Consider the following 14,964-nt stretch of genomic DNA (forward strand, 5'->3'; position numbering starts at 1 on the left):
TCTTGAACAGGCTTTCACTAATAAAGGAGTGGTCGTGTGCAAGGTATTATTTTTGATATCCGGAACGGAACCGGAAACCAACTGTATGAATTGCTGAATGGCATGACTGAACCTTCATGGTATTGGAGGACAGGTCCCGGTGAATCGTATTTTACCGGGTATGAGAAACGTTTTTTTATCGCTGATACCGTTATGGCGGACCGAGATTTCATCACTCATTTAGCAAGTGGCCAGCACTACCTGATCTTTGTCGACTTGAAAGCATTTCCATCCTTAGATACAGTAAGTGAGATAAATAATTACAAAGAATTCATGGAGAGCTCCTGCCTGTTTTCACTTTTGGTAATTGACTCTGTCCAAGTTATCGCCATCGCTAAAAATAACCAATTGATTTCACATCTTTCTGAGCGGGCAAGAATACTTGGGTACACAAATATTGAACCACTGAAGGATGACGAGCTGAAAGGGCTTCTTTACTCAGTCTGGGGAGAGTAGCTTGCCATATAAAAAACGTAAAAAGGTGCCTGTGCGCAAAACAACCATGAATGTTTAAACAAACATGATTGTTTCTTGCACAGGCACCACAACTATGGATTAACTATCTATATGTTTACACTATTCAGAAAAAGGAGCTAACAAATTAATTCAGTAAAACCTCTCATTTACCGTACCCTCTGTTTCCGCATCCATTGTGTCGCTACCCACTTTTCCCCAGTTACCACAGGTGCTCCGCCATGCAGCGTTGCATCATTTAACATCGTATCGTTATAGAAATACTCAAAGTAGACGGCCATCCCTTTTCTCGGCGATACAGAAAAGTTCAGGTGGGGGAAGAACGTTTCGCCACCTTCCTCTACATCATTCAAGTACATGACTAGCGTACTAATTCGGTTGTTAGTTACCTTACTAGTCGACGAGAAGAAATCGTGATGTGCTCTGTATTCTTGACCCGGCTTGTACTGAAGGATTTGCAGACCTTCTCCATGTTCAATCGGGATATTCATAACCGCTTCAATTCTTTTTTCGATTCTCGCAACAATTAGGTTTTCGCTTTCTTCAATAAACATACTGCTACTCGTTCTTAACTGGTTTTCTTCACGTGTTGTGCCGATTTTTGAACGTTTCATCTTGTCTGTGGACAATCTGATTAGTTCATCGCACTCTTCATCACTTAACATATTGCCTAAAACGACGATCATTGGTTCTTCGATTTTCGCGACTATGTCAATCTCTCTATCCGTCAGTATCTTTTTACCAACGTGATTAAATATCGTTTGCTCTTTATTCTCCGCTATCAACTTCGAACACCTCTTCAATAGTTTGATTTTCAAATCAAATACGCCCTGGGGCTATGAGTGTACAGCTAATGTCGGACTTCTTGTACGGTTCACACTTCCTCTTTGGATGTAAAGTTAATTTATTTTAGCATGCTGGAATAAGTATCGTAAATTAGGAATGTAGTCAAAAAGGTAGTTATATATTCCTGTTTTTACTAATATGTTTGCCATTCGGTCATATCTTAACAGACTTAATCAATATTGGTGAAGAAACAATCATCACCCGTTAATTAAAAATGATAGTCTCTTCCACCGGCAGCTTCCAGGAGTTCTCATATTTACTTATAATAAATTTAGTGATATATTGATTAAGTCCAATCATCCTACAACTTTTCAAAAAGAACCTTTGGAGGTGCACTCATGCTGAAAAAGACAGAACGTTTGTCGTTGGTTGAGCAAGTGGTGATTCAAATTGAACAACTTATCGAAAGTGGCCATTGGCAAATTGGCGATCAATTGCCTGCAGAGATGCAATTAATGAAGGAATTTGACGTGAGTCGGAATACACTAAGAGAAGCAATTCGTGCTCTAGTTCATGCGGGTTTACTTGAGACCAAACAAGGGAGCGGTACGGTTGTAAAATCATCTAGTGCCTTTGGTGTAGCGCTTCATAGACAAGTTGAAAAGTCGAGCATCATGGAAACGTTAGAGGTGCGTCTTGCTTTAGAAAGAGAAGCAGCACAGCTTGCAGCCATCCGGCGTAATGATCTTGATTTAGAAGCAATGACCGAGTCTATTCAGTTATGTAAATTGGCATCTGAAAAAGGAGATGTACAAGAATTTTTACAAGCAGATATTATATTTCATAAAGCAATGGTTAAAGCATCACATAATAAGATGTTAGAACGTCTTTATGAACATATAACTGAACCACTGCAGTCTTCAATCGAAGAAATAATGGTGGCAGATGCCTACTTTAACTATAGTGAAGAGATTCACTATGAATTACTAGAAGCCATTAAGAAGCAAGATGTGCAAGCAGCTATTAGTTATGTAAATACATACATAAACGATTTCAGAAAGAAGATTAAACGCATTCAGGAGGACTAAATTTGCAAAAAGATACAGCATTACAACAAACAAAAATAGATTCTAAGAAAAAATGGCTTTTAATGATTGGGGTCATCTTAATTGCTGCCAATTTAAGGGCGCCACTTACATCGATTGGTTCTTTAATCACATTAATACGAACGGATTTAGGGATTAGCCATGCGTTGGCGGGGACGATTACAACACTTCCTTTACTCGCATTTGCTCTTCTTTCACCTTTTGCACCGAAAATAGCGCATAAAATAACGATGGAAAGGACTATTTTCTTTTCATTAGTTGTCTTGGCAATTGGTATTGTCTTACGATCATTATTTGGAACAGGCGCATTATTCGCAGGAACTATTTTAATCGGGGTTGCGATTGCGTTTGGTAACGTATTGCTACCTGGGTTTATTAAAATGAACTTTCCATTAAAAGTTGGGATTATGACTGGTATGTACGGTGTGTTTATGAACATCTTTGCAGCGCTAGGGTCCGGCTTAAGTGTACCTTTAACATCTATCGGTAAAATTGGCTGGGAAGGATCACTCGCATTTTGGGCGATTCCTGTTTTCATTGCCATTGCGGTTTGGGCTCCCCAATTGAAAAAGGGTAAAGATCCAACTGGATATTCGAAGGCCACACCAAAAGAGAAATTATCGTTAGCTCGTTCTCCGCTAGCGTGGTCGATTACGGTATTTATGGGATTACAGTCTTTAATTTTTTACACGTTAGTGACGTGGTTGCCAGAAATCCTGCAAGGCATGGGGTATAGTATGAGTGCAGCTGGATGGATGTTGTTTTTAATGCAGTTTGCTATAATTCCATTTACATTTATAATTCCTGTACTTGCTGAACGCATGAAAAATCAAATCCTCCTAAGTGGGGCCACTGCGGTGCTGTTTATACTTGGTATAACAGGCGTTTTAATTGGGAATCAGACTTTGATGCCTGTAGCAGTCATTATGATCGGTATGGGCGCAGGTAGCGCATTTAGCTTATCTATGATGTTTTTCAGCATGAGAACAAGCACTGCAGTTGAAGCATCTGATATGTCAGGTATGGCACAGTCGTTTGGTTATTTACTGGCAGCAACAGGACCAATTGTATTTGGTGGTTTACACGATATGACAGATAGTTGGACAATGCCACTTATCATGTTAATTGCTTTAGCTGTTGTCATCTTAATAGTTGGCATTGCTGCTGGAAGAGATAGAGTAATTGGAAATACAATTTCAGAGAACTAGAATCATAAGAAGCCGTTAACTGTGTATGGCACAACGCTACAGAAATTCTGAAGTTTGTCGAAACATATGCAGCGGAAAAATAAAAGCTAGGTGAAGGCTATTTTGTAGCTCTCATCTAGCTTTTATTTATATGGAGTATTCTAAGACGAGTTGCTGTCTCACTACTCATTTGCGGGTATTGCACGAATTTGAATCCATTACTGATTGTGTTAGAAGGGATTACTTTCAAAATGATGATTCTATTCATTGACTGAGCCCAATCTGCAACTTTTGAATTTAATTGACTATCTTTTTAGAAAACTATATAGTTTGGTAAGACCAATGATTAAAATGGTCATACCAAACGTAACATTTTCATAGACTAGACTACCTCGGGAATTTTTCAACCATACGATAGGAGGAATGTAAATGAATACTAAGTACATGAAAGAGTTTGTCACGTATCCAGATATCGCTATTATGCTTATTCTGTTTATTCCGCTCATGGGTTATACTTTATTAAATGCTCTCTACATAGGTACGTGGATTGCTTTCATTATTGGGATGGCTACTTATGCAATGAGTGAATATGTAATCCACCGATTTTTATTTCACATGAAGACTCCAACTAATTCTTTTTTACTGAAATGGATTAAGCGCTTACATTTTGATCACCACGCTGATCCTAACAATTTAAAACTGTTATTCTTACCGCTTTGGTTCAGTTTGCCTGGCTTCTCAATCTTTGCGCTCAATTTCTACTTAATAACAGGAAACTTCCAATTAATGATTGCTTATCTCGCAGGAATCGTTGTCTATTTTATGTATTACGAATGGAAGCACTACATTGCACATCGACCTGTTCAACCGCGAACGGAGATAGGGAGAAAGATTAAGAAAGCCCATCTTTGGCATCATTTTAAAAATGAAAACTACTGGTTTGGTGTGACGCATACCTCTGTTGATAAAACGCTCGGAACTTATAGAGATCAAAAATTGGTCGAAAAAAGTGAGACTGCAAAGAATTTAGAGAAGCGTACTTGAGTGGAAAGGTATAGACGTATTCCACGCTCTTTATTTATACGTTGCCAAAAGGAGACCTTGCTATGAATCGAACAGCCTCTGTTGAAAAAGAACTCATTAAAGCAATCCTTCAAGGAGAATATCTAGCAGGCAGCCAAATTGAGACGGAAAGAGAATTGGCCACTATCTATGATATAGGGCGTCCTGCGATTCGAGAAGTTTTACAGCGCCTAAGTCATGGGGGTTGGCTGACGCTTAGAAAAGGCCAACGTGCTGTTGTGAATGATTATTGGTACGGTGGAAATATTACAACAATCGTCGATATTATCGAGTACTTTGACCAAGTACCCGATGCTTTCGTTCTCTACTTTTTAGAACTGCGTATTGCGCTAACACCCCAATATATAAAAAAAGCAGTTAAGCTGAATCACCCTAAAGTAGTAGGCTTGCTATCCGAATTCGATGAGTTACCAGACACTCCGGAAGCTTTCGCGTCTTATGATTGGAAGGTACAAAAAGAGTTAGCTAGATTATCCGAGAACCCTCTTTTTGCACTCGTGCTCAATGGCTTTGAGCCAGCTTATGTAAAAATGGCAATGAAATACTTTGAAAGCTCTTTTCGCCGAGAGGCATCGTTGAACTATTATAGGAAATTAATGGCCGTTGCATTAAAAGGTGATGATCAGCAAGCAGAAGAGCTCGCCCATGCGATGATGGAAAAAAGCTATACGTTATGGGCAAACCAATTATCATCTGATGAAAAAATCGGTGTGAGATTTAGGTTCGAAGACATGTAATAAGTGAGTTGTGCTTTGCACAGATACATAAGGGGGGAGAGAGATTACAATTACTAAATTACTAGTCAGGTTTCTTTCATACGTTCTACTCATAGCTACAGTCTTCATGATGGATGTTCCAAAAGGGAACGCGGATTCAGCTGACGAATCCATCACCATCCTTTTCACGCATGATTTACATGACAATTTCCTTCCGTTTGAAATCGATAGAGGGCAAGGGCAAGGGGAAGTGACAGTTGGCGGATATGCTAGATTACATAGTGCGATTCAAGAGCAAAGAGAAAAAGATCCGGATGCCCTATTAGTCGATGCGGGTGATTTCGCAATGGGGACATTGTTCCAAACGATTTACCAAACGGACGCGCCAGGTCTAAAAATGATGGGACAAATGGGATATGATGTAACCACAATAGGGAATCATGAGTTTGACTTTAGAGCGGAAGGGTTAGCGAGAAGTTTACGCGCCGCAAAGGACAGTGGCGAAGAACTCCCTAGCATTGTTGCTTCAAATACGATCTTTCCGACAGATGAGAATGGCGAGTTTCCCGACAACATAAAAGCTTTAAAAGAAGCGATGAATGAGTACGATGTGAAAGATTATATGGTCATCGAGCGTAAAGGGATTAGAATCGGCATTTTAGGGTTGATGGGAGAAGAAGCAGCTGGCAACGCTCCTATGTCCGGTGTTACGTTTAATGATGCGATAGAAAGTGCCAAGTCAACGGTAGATACGCTAAAGAATGACGAGAAAGTAGACCTTGTCATTGCTCTTTCCCATTCAGGTACGTCCGAAGACCCGTCTCAATCTGAAGATGAACTCATAGCGAAAAAGGTTCCGGTCATTGATGTCATTATTAGTGGTCATAGCCATACAACTCTAAAAGAACCAATTATTGTAGGTGATACAATTTTAGGTTCAGCCGGCGAATATGGAGAACATTTAGGTGTGCTAACTATCTCACAGAATGAAAATGACAAATGGAAAGTCAATAATTATGAACTACAGTTAATCGATGATTCACTTCCTTTAGATTCAGAGATTACCAAAACAATTGAGGAGTATAAACAGGTGATTCAGGAAAACTACCTTCGTCAATTTGGGATGGAATTTGATGAAGTGCTTGCTTACACACCCTTCGATTTCACTCCTTTTACAGAGTTAGGGATCGATCAAAAAGAAGAACCATTAGGGAATTTGATAGGAGACTCCTTTGTTAATACCATTCAACAATTGGAAGGGAGCGAGTATGAGCCGATTGCTGCAGCTGTTGTTCCTGTTGGTACGATAAGAAATTCATTTAATAAGGGGAACATCACGGTTTCAAATGTATTCAATGTGAATTCTTTAGGCATCGGTCCCGATGGGATTTCTGGGTATCCTCTTCTAGATATATATTTGACAGGGAAAGAACTAAAGACCGTTGCGGAAGTTGATGCATCGATTACACCCATTATGAACGAGGTTCAATTATATATCGCTGGTTTAAGCTATACGTTTAATACAAATCGTCTCATTTTCAATAAAGTGACAGATATCAGCTTGCAGTCCCAGAATGGCACAAAGGAAGAAATCGATGATAAAAAACTCTACCGTGTAGTAGGCGGATTATATTCAGTTCAAATGCTCCCTTATGTAAATGAAAAGTCTTTTGGAATCCTTTCTGTTGTGCCAAAGACAAAAGAGGGGAAGCCTGTGACAGATTTTGAAGACCATATTATTTATATGAATGATCACCAGGAAGTGAAAGAATGGTACGCCATCGCCAATTACATGAAATCGTTTGAAAAAGTAGACGGCGTCGCACAAGTGCCCGCCTATTATAATCAACTGAAAGATAGAAAAGTCGTAGTTCATGATGCAAGTATTTTTGCGATCCTTAAAAATCCGAATGGCATTATCCTAACTGCATACGGGATCGTGCTAGCTTTCGTTGGAATCCTTGCTTTACTGATTACCTATATTGTGAAAAGGAGAAAGCGTAAGAAGGGAACTGCAGTTTAAAGCCGCTGTCTTAGCACGGCACAACTCTGAAACAGCTCTACTAGTGTTGAAGTTGTGTGATGCACAAACAGCGATTATGAAGGAGTTGAGTTGCTTGCGTAAAGTACTATTGGCCTTAATAACCATAATGGGGCTTGTCTATATTTATCTAATTCCGGAAGAACCAGTAGGCATCAAAATCGCGTTTAAACTAGTTCCAATGATGTTGATTATCCTGTACGCGGCTACGAACACGTCTCTTGTAACTCCTCTTTATAAAAAGATTGTTCTCATCGGTCTTGCGGTCAGTATGGTAGCGGATGCGGCAATTTATTGGTTCATGGCTGGCCTTGCTACATTTTTAGTCGCTCATTTGTTTTATATCGTTGCTTTCCGGACAGCCCGCCGCAAGTCTGTTCCTCTGATCGCTGCAATACCGCTTATCCTTTACGGGATTTTTATGGTGTTTTGGATTGCGGTTCCGCAAATCGCTTCAGGAGAAGTGGTGCTCGGCGTAGCAATCATTGCTTATATGGGGGTCATTTTGCTGATGGGGTGGGAAGCGATTCGAACACGCTTGCCACTGGTGATAATAGGGGCACTTCTGTTTATTTGCTCGGATTCATTCCTTGCGATCGATCGATTTGTCACCCCGCTTCCAGGTCGTGATGCACTCGTCATGATTACTTACTACGCTGCGCAAGTCTTTTTTGCCGCAAGCATTGGCAGGCAGTATGTGAAGCTAGGTCCTGACAAGGAAGCGACGATACCTAGGTAAGGAAAAAAGATAAGATTGCTACACAATTTGTATACTAGAATCCATTAAAAGCAACCATCTCTTCTACTAAGTCAGGTAGATGAGATGGTTGCTTTTTGCTTTACGAAAATAGCGGAAAGTGGTTACCAGTGCACGACATAACTATATTGTGCTGAAGGTTTGTAGTGCACAGTCTATCATTTTTTGTCGAAGGTTATGTATGGACAGTAGACTTAATATGTTTGCTGTTAGACTATTACGGGAAAATAAATGAAATAGATATACAAAGGAGGACGAATAAAAATGAGTTCTGTAAATGTAAAACAGTATATTGATCCGTCTTATAAGCTCTATATAAATGGGGAGTGGACAGAAGGTTCAAAAGGTGAAAAACTCGATTCAATCAATCCCTCTAACGGTGAAAAACTATCGGAATTTATAAACGCATCACATGCCGACGTTGACGCTGCTGTTGACGCTGCACAAAAAGCATTTCCAGAATGGTCAAAAGTAGGCATTGAGGAAAGAAGTAATATTCTACTAAAGATTGCTGATGTTATGGAAGAAAATATTGATCATTTAGCTATGATAGAAACGCTTGATAACGGAAAACCATTGAGAGAAACAAATGGTGCGGATCTTCGGTTAGCTGTTGACCATTTCCGTTACTTTGCCGGTGTGATTCGTTCAGAAGAAGGGACAGCTCAACAACTAGACGAAAACAACCTAACTATCGTTCTCAAGGAGCCTCTTGGTGTTGTTGGACAAATTGTTCCGTGGAATTTCCCAATTCTTATGGCTGCTTGGAAACTTGCACCTGCCTTAGCTGCAGGTAATACAATTGTCATTACACCGTCTTCTTCAACATCATTGAGTCTACTAGAGTTTGCTAAGTTATTTGATCCCCTATTACCTAAAGGTGTAGTCAATATCATTACAGGTAAAGGATCAGAATCAGGTGATTATCTCCTTAACCATGAAGGTATCTCTAAATTGGCATTTACGGGTTCTACGGAAGTAGGTTATAAGGTTGCTAAAGCAGCCGCTAATCGGTTAATCCCTTCTACTTTAGAGTTGGGTGGTAAATCTGCTAATATTATTTTTAATGATGCACCTTGGGAGCGTGCGATTGAAGGAGTTCAAATGGGTATCCTTTTAAACCAAGGACAGGTTTGTAGTGCAGGTTCACGTATCTTTGTCCAGGAAGATATTTACGACGATTTCTTAAAAGCAATGAAAGAAGCTTTTGAAAAAGTTAAAGTAGGACTTCCATGGAAAGAAGGCGTCCAAATGGGTGCGCAAATAAATCAAAAACAACTAGATAAAATCTTGGAATACGTTGAGATTGGTAAGGAAGAAGGGGCTAAAGTCGTTACAGGCGGTTATCAACTCAAAGAAGATGCATTAGGCGATGGTGCTTTTATGGCACCAACTATTTTAGCAGATGCCGACAATAAAATGCGCATCGCTCAGGAAGAAATCTTTGGACCAGTCGCAACAGTCATTAAATTTAAAGGCGAAGACGAGGTCATTCAGCTAGCAAATGATTCCGACTATGGACTTGCAGGAGGCGTGTTCACACGAGATATTAATAAAGCGCTTCGCGTTTCTCGTGGCGTTCACACGGGAAGGATGTGGGTTAACCAATTCACAAACGTTACTGCCGGTGCGCCATTTGGAGGGTATAAAAAATCAGGTATCGGTCGTGAAACTTACAAGAGTATCTTAGACGCTTATACCCAAACAAAGAATATTTTTATTAATACTAGTGAAGAAACCGATGGCATGTATTAATTCAAAACTGCTGTCTGTTCACGATGTGATCTTGAGTTGTTTCGAAGTTGTTCGGTGCATTGGTAGAGGTAATGGGTATAGGAAGATTGTAATGAAATTGAGAGAAGTTAATAAAGAGAAGCGATCATCATTTTTTGGTGATTGCTTCTTTTTTAATATCAAAATTTGTATTAGAACCAATCATAAGTGTTTATATGAAGAGAAAACTACTTAAAAAGGTAGCTCTAACTAAGAGATATTTAATTGAGAATTATTATCAGTTATAGTATATTAGATAAAGAACGATACTTATAATTACTAAAGGGGGATTTATAATGCAAATATATTGGACTAAAATAAATGAGATTATAGAAGAAACGCCTGAGGTGAAAACCTATTTGCTCGATTGTCCTGAAGACTTTACATGGGAAGAAGGTTCTCACACCCACTTTGCACTGGAAGGTTTTAATGCTGGAGAGAAACCGAATCGTAGCCTGATTCGTCATATGTCCATCTCCACTTTGCCTCATGAAAATTCGATTGGAATTACAACCCGCATCAAAGAACAGTGCTCCGAGTTTAAAACGATTTTAAGAAATCTAGGTGTCGGCGATGAAGTTGCAATATTTAAAACACATTCAAATGTACCACTTAAAAGAGAAGATAAAAATGTTTATTTGCTGTCTTCTGGTGTGGGTTTGGCAACGTTCAGACCGTTGGTACTTGATTATTTTGAACGTGCAGACAATGTCAATCAAATCCATTCACTGAACATTGACTCGTCAAAGAATTTTTTATTCCCTACTATATTTGAATCCGCGCCTGATAAAAAGTTCACCTCACAGTTCGTCGATAACCGAGAAGACTACTATGAAGAAGTGAAGCAACTTGCTTCAGACAAGAATGGGCTTTTCTATGTTGTCGGCAGCGATGAATTCCTGGTGCAGAATATTAAAGTACTACGTGATCAGGGTGTCAAACCGGAACAGATTATGCTTGATAAACGTGAACAATCTCTTTCTGAGTTTTTGTCAATAGATTTGCTAATTTAAGTGAGGCAATATACTTAGTGATGCCTGCCTGTGCAGAGCTCAACTTCAGGAGTATTCTGAATAGTGTTCGAGTATTGCGGTGCACAGGCAGCGATTACTCAAGTGAAGAAATCGTATGAATGTGGTAAGATAAACATATACTAAAAAAGACAGGGTGCTAGAACACCCAGTCAATGTAGCTGACATCCGCATGAAGTGCGGTTAGCCAGTGGAATAAGAGTGTTAAAAGTAACCATCTCATCTACTTAGCGTGGTAGCGGAGGGTGGTTACTTTTTTTGCTTGGTGTATAGAGCAATCATCGATACAACCGCTGCTACAGTTGCTACGAGAAACATTCCAAATTGGAATAACATGTTAATTGCTTCGTATGTCACCATTGTAACACCCCCTTTCTCAAGGGAGTGCCAACCGCCCATCCGCTATATATCGCTACCTTATTATTATACCATTTATGAAGTATAAAACCAAACATATGTTTCTTTTTTGTGGAAAATTTAAAATTATTATAAACATTAAAGTGATACACAACAGCCAAATTAATTGCCCTTCTCTTCTCCTTATTTCATCAAATTCGGCAACAACACTAGCATTAGCACATTACTTGGTGTAGAAGCTATTCAGGATTACGACTCATAATAAATGCGATGTCTTTATGAAAAACAATCATGAAGAGTTTTGAAATTAAGTAAGTTTCAAGTGCAGGAATTCAATAATATATAACACAAAGGCTTCAGTCGGATGATGAGACTGAAGCCTTTGTGTTTATTGAGTTTAACTAGTTTTAGCATCTCAGATAACATTTCACTTACCATCTCTTTCGTCATTACTGTCTTAATTGATAGCACGGAAAAATTTGAAAAGTTGTTGGTCCATATCATGAAGGCTATTCAGAATAAGGTCATTCAAAGAGTAGGGGGAGTGTCGATCAATCTGTTTCATCATTTGCGTTCTACTTTCTGGGATGAGTTTATAAGATCTGGATTGTAAAATCGATCCACTAAATTATAAATCGTCACGAGTTCATAAAGGATAATTAACTCCGGTGGAAATTGAGTTGGATGGATTTCATTGTTTTTTGTTATCTCATCATTGTCTTCCCAGAAAAGATCGGTGATGTTTTTCAATTGCAGCTGATGCTTTTGTGAATTATAGTCCTCTGCATGCTGCAAGTCATTCGAAAGTTCTGTTACAGCGTCCATTATGATATCACGCTCAGATTCCGACCATGAAATTTTATTTAAGGGTAAATAGCGTAAATTCCCCAAATGATAATCGAGATTATGCAAATAGGATAATTGCTTTTCAGCCATAAGAATTCCCTCTCGGTCTCCACCCATCAAAGGATGCAAGTTCGATTCATCCCGTTGAAAACGAATTAATGTTTCTGTTTTTAGAATTTCCTTATTCAGTTGGTGAATGATTACCCCATCTATTTTGCGATCTTGTTGTTCGTCATAAAGAATCGTTTGGAAGGTTTGTTCCAAAATGGTTCCTGCCCGTGCCCCGATTTTCTGGATACTATCTAAAATATCCTTCCGATAATCTGGGCGGAAGACGATCATGTTTACAGCGGTAGACACCAATAGACCTGTGGTGGTTGTACCTAGACGAATGAAAAAGGAGATTAGATAATTGCTGTGGATGACCTCAACCATGGCGACAGCTGTCAATGTTGCAACAAGAAGCCCCGCATGGAGCTTCAATTTGTAGCAGGTCAAAATGGTGAAAACGGCAGCCAAAGTATATGTGATAGGTGAGTTTCCAAAAAGTGCAATGAAAAAAACAGCATATGCTGAACCAATAGCAGATGCCGGAAATCGAACGATGCCTTTTTTAATGGAATCACTGACGGTCGGTTCAATCGTTACAATTGCCGTTATAACTGCAAATACGGGCGGCCAGTGAAACCATTCACAAATAATAGCTGTTAAAAATATAGCAATCCCTGTTTTTACAATTCGGATGCCATGGAAATGAAAGTTTCGCATATATTCTTGTCCCCTAACACATTAATTTTAACATAGAAATACAAACGTCTGAGTACGATATACCTCTGAATACTGGGTTATTACAAATATAATGACCTAATTTGAAATGCGAAAATAGAGCTTGTTATTATTTATCAAGTATTGAGATAATTATTGATTTCTGGTAAGATGTGGATATAGTGAGTGAAGTGCAATTGATTCATAAAACTATATTTAAGGTAAACAATCACGAAGTTTTGAATTAGGAATACCTTGCTGTAAAAAGGAGGACGACAGTGGCTGTCTTTCAAGTTGTGTTTTTCACAATACTAGCGTGTGTATTGTTTTATAGCTTGTTCTTTAAAACGAAAGAAGAATTTCTGACACGGTATTTAGTATATTTCATGACTATGTCATTCTTTTTTCATTTAATCTTTCAGTCCAAGTCAGTTGTGTGGATGGTTCTATTTTTGTTCTGTGTAGTAGGGATCATACTCTATTTGGATTCCTCACTCATTAAAAAGAGTGTGCAAATACTGAGCATGTTAATCTTTGTGTCTCTTTTTCGTGTACCATCTGGAACAACTGAATTCGGCAGCTATTTGAAAGAAGAACATGGAATTTATTGTGCAGGAATTGAATGTCTGCAGGTTTCTGAAAATGAGGATGTTCCTGGCATGAAGTCTGAACGTTCCGCAATACAATCTTATCACCTAGCCTCGTATTTCTTTTGGGCAAAAGGAGAACTTGAAACAGATTCCATCTCCTTGAAAGCTTTTAACGTTATGGGGTTCTGGCTTCCGGAGCGAGGTTCGAAGTAGAAGTCACTTTATTATTAGAAGATTCTTTGCTCGTTTGAAAATCATTTTATGAGGAGTTTCGAATCATTGGTCTAGACATTGGTTTGAAGGTCACTAAAGTGAAAGGACATCGAAAAGGGAAGTGATCTATGAAAAACGCTAAGCGATTCTTTATAGTTCTTGGACTAATTTTGTTTGTCTGCGGATCACTTTTCATGCTCTATGCTAAGTATGGACTGCCGTGGAAATATACTTATTTGAAGAAAGAAATGACGCGTTACTTGGAGTCCCGGTATTTAGACGAGTTCACATTAGGGGCAGTGTATTTTGATATCCTTCATGGAAAAAGTTATTACAGTGAGGCGACAGCCGCTTCTACTGGCGTTACTTTTTCTATAGGGATTTCGAGGAGTGGTGAGTTCGATGATGGTTATGGGTACGAACATTGGTCGATTTATGGAGATTCTCTGTTAAAACCATATTTCCCAGAAGCATTAGGAATCTCAGCGAACGTTACTTTTGATGAACCTTTACCTAGAGGGAAAGACGTTTTGGATCATCTTCCACACACTTACTGGACGGTATATATCGATATGCCTTTCTTCATATCTGATGAGGATAAAAAAGTGGAGCTTGAGAACCTACTTGCAGTCATTCAGAAAATGGACAATGAGGGGATTCATCTCAACTATATGCTAATTGGATATGGTGGAGATTATGTGGAATTGAAGCAAGATGACTTGAAAAACATACAGCAAATGAAGGGATTGAAAATTGCTGACTATGATATGTGAGAGTAAAAACACCATAGAATTGTAAACTATTCCATAAGCTAGATAGTTCGATATGTCATGATCAAGAGCTGTAGAAGTGAGCGAGAAAGGATATAAACATTACTATGTCAAAGGCGTAGGTCATGTGAAGACGGTTGACCCTACTGGAAAATTGGTAAGTGAATTGAAGTCAATTCGATAAAAGAACGTCTAACCGTCGGTCGGATATTCTTTAGGCGACCAAATATCAATCCGTTATTTTTACTAATAATTTGATTTTCAAACCTTCTAACCCCTTAGTTAGAAGGTTTCAGACTGTAGACAAACTCCAGTAATCCCGGGGTTTGCCTACAGTCTTTTTTCTTTTACATTAGTATTAACTAGAAAAAGTTGATTTCCGCTGCGAGCGGACGCTTTCCGAGGGGCTTGCTCTCAGCCGCTTCCCTCG

The 14,964-nt window shown here is 39.0% G+C and carries 14 protein-coding genes; 11 read left to right on the top strand and 3 right to left on the bottom strand.

Annotated elements, in window-relative coordinates; translation table 11 throughout:
- Nucleotides 1-36: 36 nt before the first annotated feature.
- Nucleotides 37-495 (top strand): DUF2691 family protein, encoded by a 459-nt coding sequence (locus ACR65F_RS10160; RefSeq protein ID WP_440504345.1) that lies wholly within the window; start codon nucleotides 37-39, stop codon nucleotides 493-495.
- A gap of 167 nt (nucleotides 496-662) precedes the next feature.
- On the opposite strand, the gene ACR65F_RS10165 is transcribed toward ACR65F_RS10160, so the two are convergent.
- On the bottom strand, nucleotides 663-1,331 hold the full coding sequence (locus ACR65F_RS10165) for a 2OG-Fe(II) oxygenase (protein WP_440504346.1): 669 nt from the start codon (nucleotides 1,329-1,331) through the stop codon (nucleotides 663-665).
- A 366-nt stretch (nucleotides 1,332-1,697) separates the two neighbouring features.
- Here ACR65F_RS10165 and ACR65F_RS10170 point away from each other — a divergent pair, with 366 nt between their 5' ends.
- The 8 genes from ACR65F_RS10170 (at nucleotide 1,698) to ACR65F_RS10205 (ending at nucleotide 10,975) form a co-directional block, all read left to right on the top strand.
- A complete protein-coding gene (locus ACR65F_RS10170; RefSeq protein ID WP_440504347.1) occupies nucleotides 1,698-2,387 on the top strand; it encodes a FadR/GntR family transcriptional regulator in 690 nt (229 codons plus the stop codon).
- A 62-nt stretch (nucleotides 2,388-2,449) separates the two neighbouring features.
- On the top strand, nucleotides 2,450-3,613 hold the full coding sequence (locus ACR65F_RS10175) for a CynX/NimT family MFS transporter (RefSeq protein ID WP_440504362.1): 1,164 nt from the start codon (nucleotides 2,450-2,452) through the stop codon (nucleotides 3,611-3,613).
- Nucleotides 3,614-4,021: 408 nt separating this feature from the next.
- Nucleotides 4,022-4,636: a sterol desaturase family protein gene (locus ACR65F_RS10180; protein ID WP_440504348.1), complete on the top strand. Its 615-nt coding sequence runs from the start codon at nucleotides 4,022-4,024 to the stop codon at nucleotides 4,634-4,636.
- A 62-nt stretch (nucleotides 4,637-4,698) separates the two neighbouring features.
- The gene (locus tag ACR65F_RS10185) at nucleotides 4,699-5,412 is read left to right on the top strand and encodes a GntR family transcriptional regulator (protein WP_440504349.1); all 714 of its coding nucleotides are present in this window, start codon (nucleotides 4,699-4,701) and stop codon (nucleotides 5,410-5,412) included.
- Nucleotides 5,413-5,518: 106 nt separating this feature from the next.
- Nucleotides 5,519-7,414: a bifunctional metallophosphatase/5'-nucleotidase gene (locus ACR65F_RS10190; protein ID WP_440504350.1), complete on the top strand. Its 1,896-nt coding sequence runs from the start codon at nucleotides 5,519-5,521 to the stop codon at nucleotides 7,412-7,414.
- Nucleotides 7,415-7,508: 94 nt separating this feature from the next.
- On the top strand, nucleotides 7,509-8,171 hold the full coding sequence (locus ACR65F_RS10195) for a lysoplasmalogenase (protein ID WP_440504351.1): 663 nt from the start codon (nucleotides 7,509-7,511) through the stop codon (nucleotides 8,169-8,171).
- Nucleotides 8,172-8,453: 282 nt separating this feature from the next.
- Nucleotides 8,454-9,944 carry an aldehyde dehydrogenase family protein gene (locus tag ACR65F_RS10200; protein WP_440504352.1) on the top strand — a complete coding sequence of 497 codons (1,491 nt, stop codon included), beginning with the start codon at nucleotides 8,454-8,456 and terminating at the stop codon, nucleotides 9,942-9,944.
- 314 nt (nucleotides 9,945-10,258) lie between these two features.
- Entirely contained in the window at nucleotides 10,259-10,975 is a 717-nt protein-coding gene (locus ACR65F_RS10205; RefSeq protein WP_440504353.1) for a dihydropteridine reductase, read from the top strand.
- A gap of 267 nt (nucleotides 10,976-11,242) precedes the next feature.
- On the opposite strand, the gene ACR65F_RS10210 is transcribed toward ACR65F_RS10205, so the two are convergent.
- Complete coding sequence (locus ACR65F_RS10210; RefSeq protein ID WP_231567254.1) at nucleotides 11,243-11,353, bottom strand: putative holin-like toxin; 111 nt, start codon at nucleotides 11,351-11,353, stop codon at nucleotides 11,243-11,245.
- Between the two features lie 561 nt (nucleotides 11,354-11,914).
- On the bottom strand, nucleotides 11,915-12,964 hold the full coding sequence (locus ACR65F_RS10215) for an aromatic acid exporter family protein (protein ID WP_125101742.1): 1,050 nt from the start codon (nucleotides 12,962-12,964) through the stop codon (nucleotides 11,915-11,917).
- 275 nt (nucleotides 12,965-13,239) lie between these two features.
- On the opposite strand from ACR65F_RS10215, the gene ACR65F_RS10220 reads away from it, so the two are divergent.
- Nucleotides 13,240-13,764 carry a hypothetical protein gene (locus ACR65F_RS10220; RefSeq protein WP_440504354.1) on the top strand — a complete coding sequence of 175 codons (525 nt, stop codon included), beginning with the start codon at nucleotides 13,240-13,242 and terminating at the stop codon, nucleotides 13,762-13,764.
- A 128-nt stretch (nucleotides 13,765-13,892) separates the two neighbouring features.
- Nucleotides 13,893-14,537, top strand: coding sequence for a hypothetical protein (locus ACR65F_RS10225; protein WP_440504355.1), 645 nt, complete (start codon nucleotides 13,893-13,895; stop codon nucleotides 14,535-14,537).
- The last annotated feature ends 427 nt before the right edge of the window (nucleotides 14,538-14,964 follow it).

The organism is Sporosarcina sp. SAFN-010 (assembly GCF_059415065.1).

What these genes read in the sequence shown, in the direction of transcription:
- ACR65F_RS10170 (WP_440504347.1), top strand. Translation starts at nt 1,698, where the DNA reads ATGCTGAAAAAGACAGAACGTTTGTCGTTGGTTGAGCAAGTGGTGATT.
- ACR65F_RS10175 (WP_440504362.1), top strand. Translation starts at nt 2,450, where the DNA reads ATGATTGGGGTCATCTTAATTGCTGCCAATTTAAGGGCGCCACTTACA.
- ACR65F_RS10180 (WP_440504348.1), top strand. Translation starts at nt 4,022, where the DNA reads ATGAATACTAAGTACATGAAAGAGTTTGTCACGTATCCAGATATCGCT.
- ACR65F_RS10185 (WP_440504349.1), top strand. Translation starts at nt 4,699, where the DNA reads ATGAATCGAACAGCCTCTGTTGAAAAAGAACTCATTAAAGCAATCCTT.
- ACR65F_RS10190 (WP_440504350.1), top strand. Translation starts at nt 5,519, where the DNA reads ATGATGGATGTTCCAAAAGGGAACGCGGATTCAGCTGACGAATCCATC.
- ACR65F_RS10200 (WP_440504352.1), top strand. Translation starts at nt 8,454, where the DNA reads ATGAGTTCTGTAAATGTAAAACAGTATATTGATCCGTCTTATAAGCTC.
- ACR65F_RS10205 (WP_440504353.1), top strand. Translation starts at nt 10,259, where the DNA reads ATGCAAATATATTGGACTAAAATAAATGAGATTATAGAAGAAACGCCT.
- ACR65F_RS10210 (WP_231567254.1), bottom strand. Translation starts at nt 11,353, where the DNA reads ATGGTGACATACGAAGCAATTAACATGTTATTCCAATTTGGAATGTTT.
- ACR65F_RS10215 (WP_125101742.1), bottom strand. Translation starts at nt 12,964, where the DNA reads ATGCGAAACTTTCATTTCCATGGCATCCGAATTGTAAAAACAGGGATT.
- ACR65F_RS10225 (WP_440504355.1), top strand. Translation starts at nt 13,893, where the DNA reads ATGAAAAACGCTAAGCGATTCTTTATAGTTCTTGGACTAATTTTGTTT.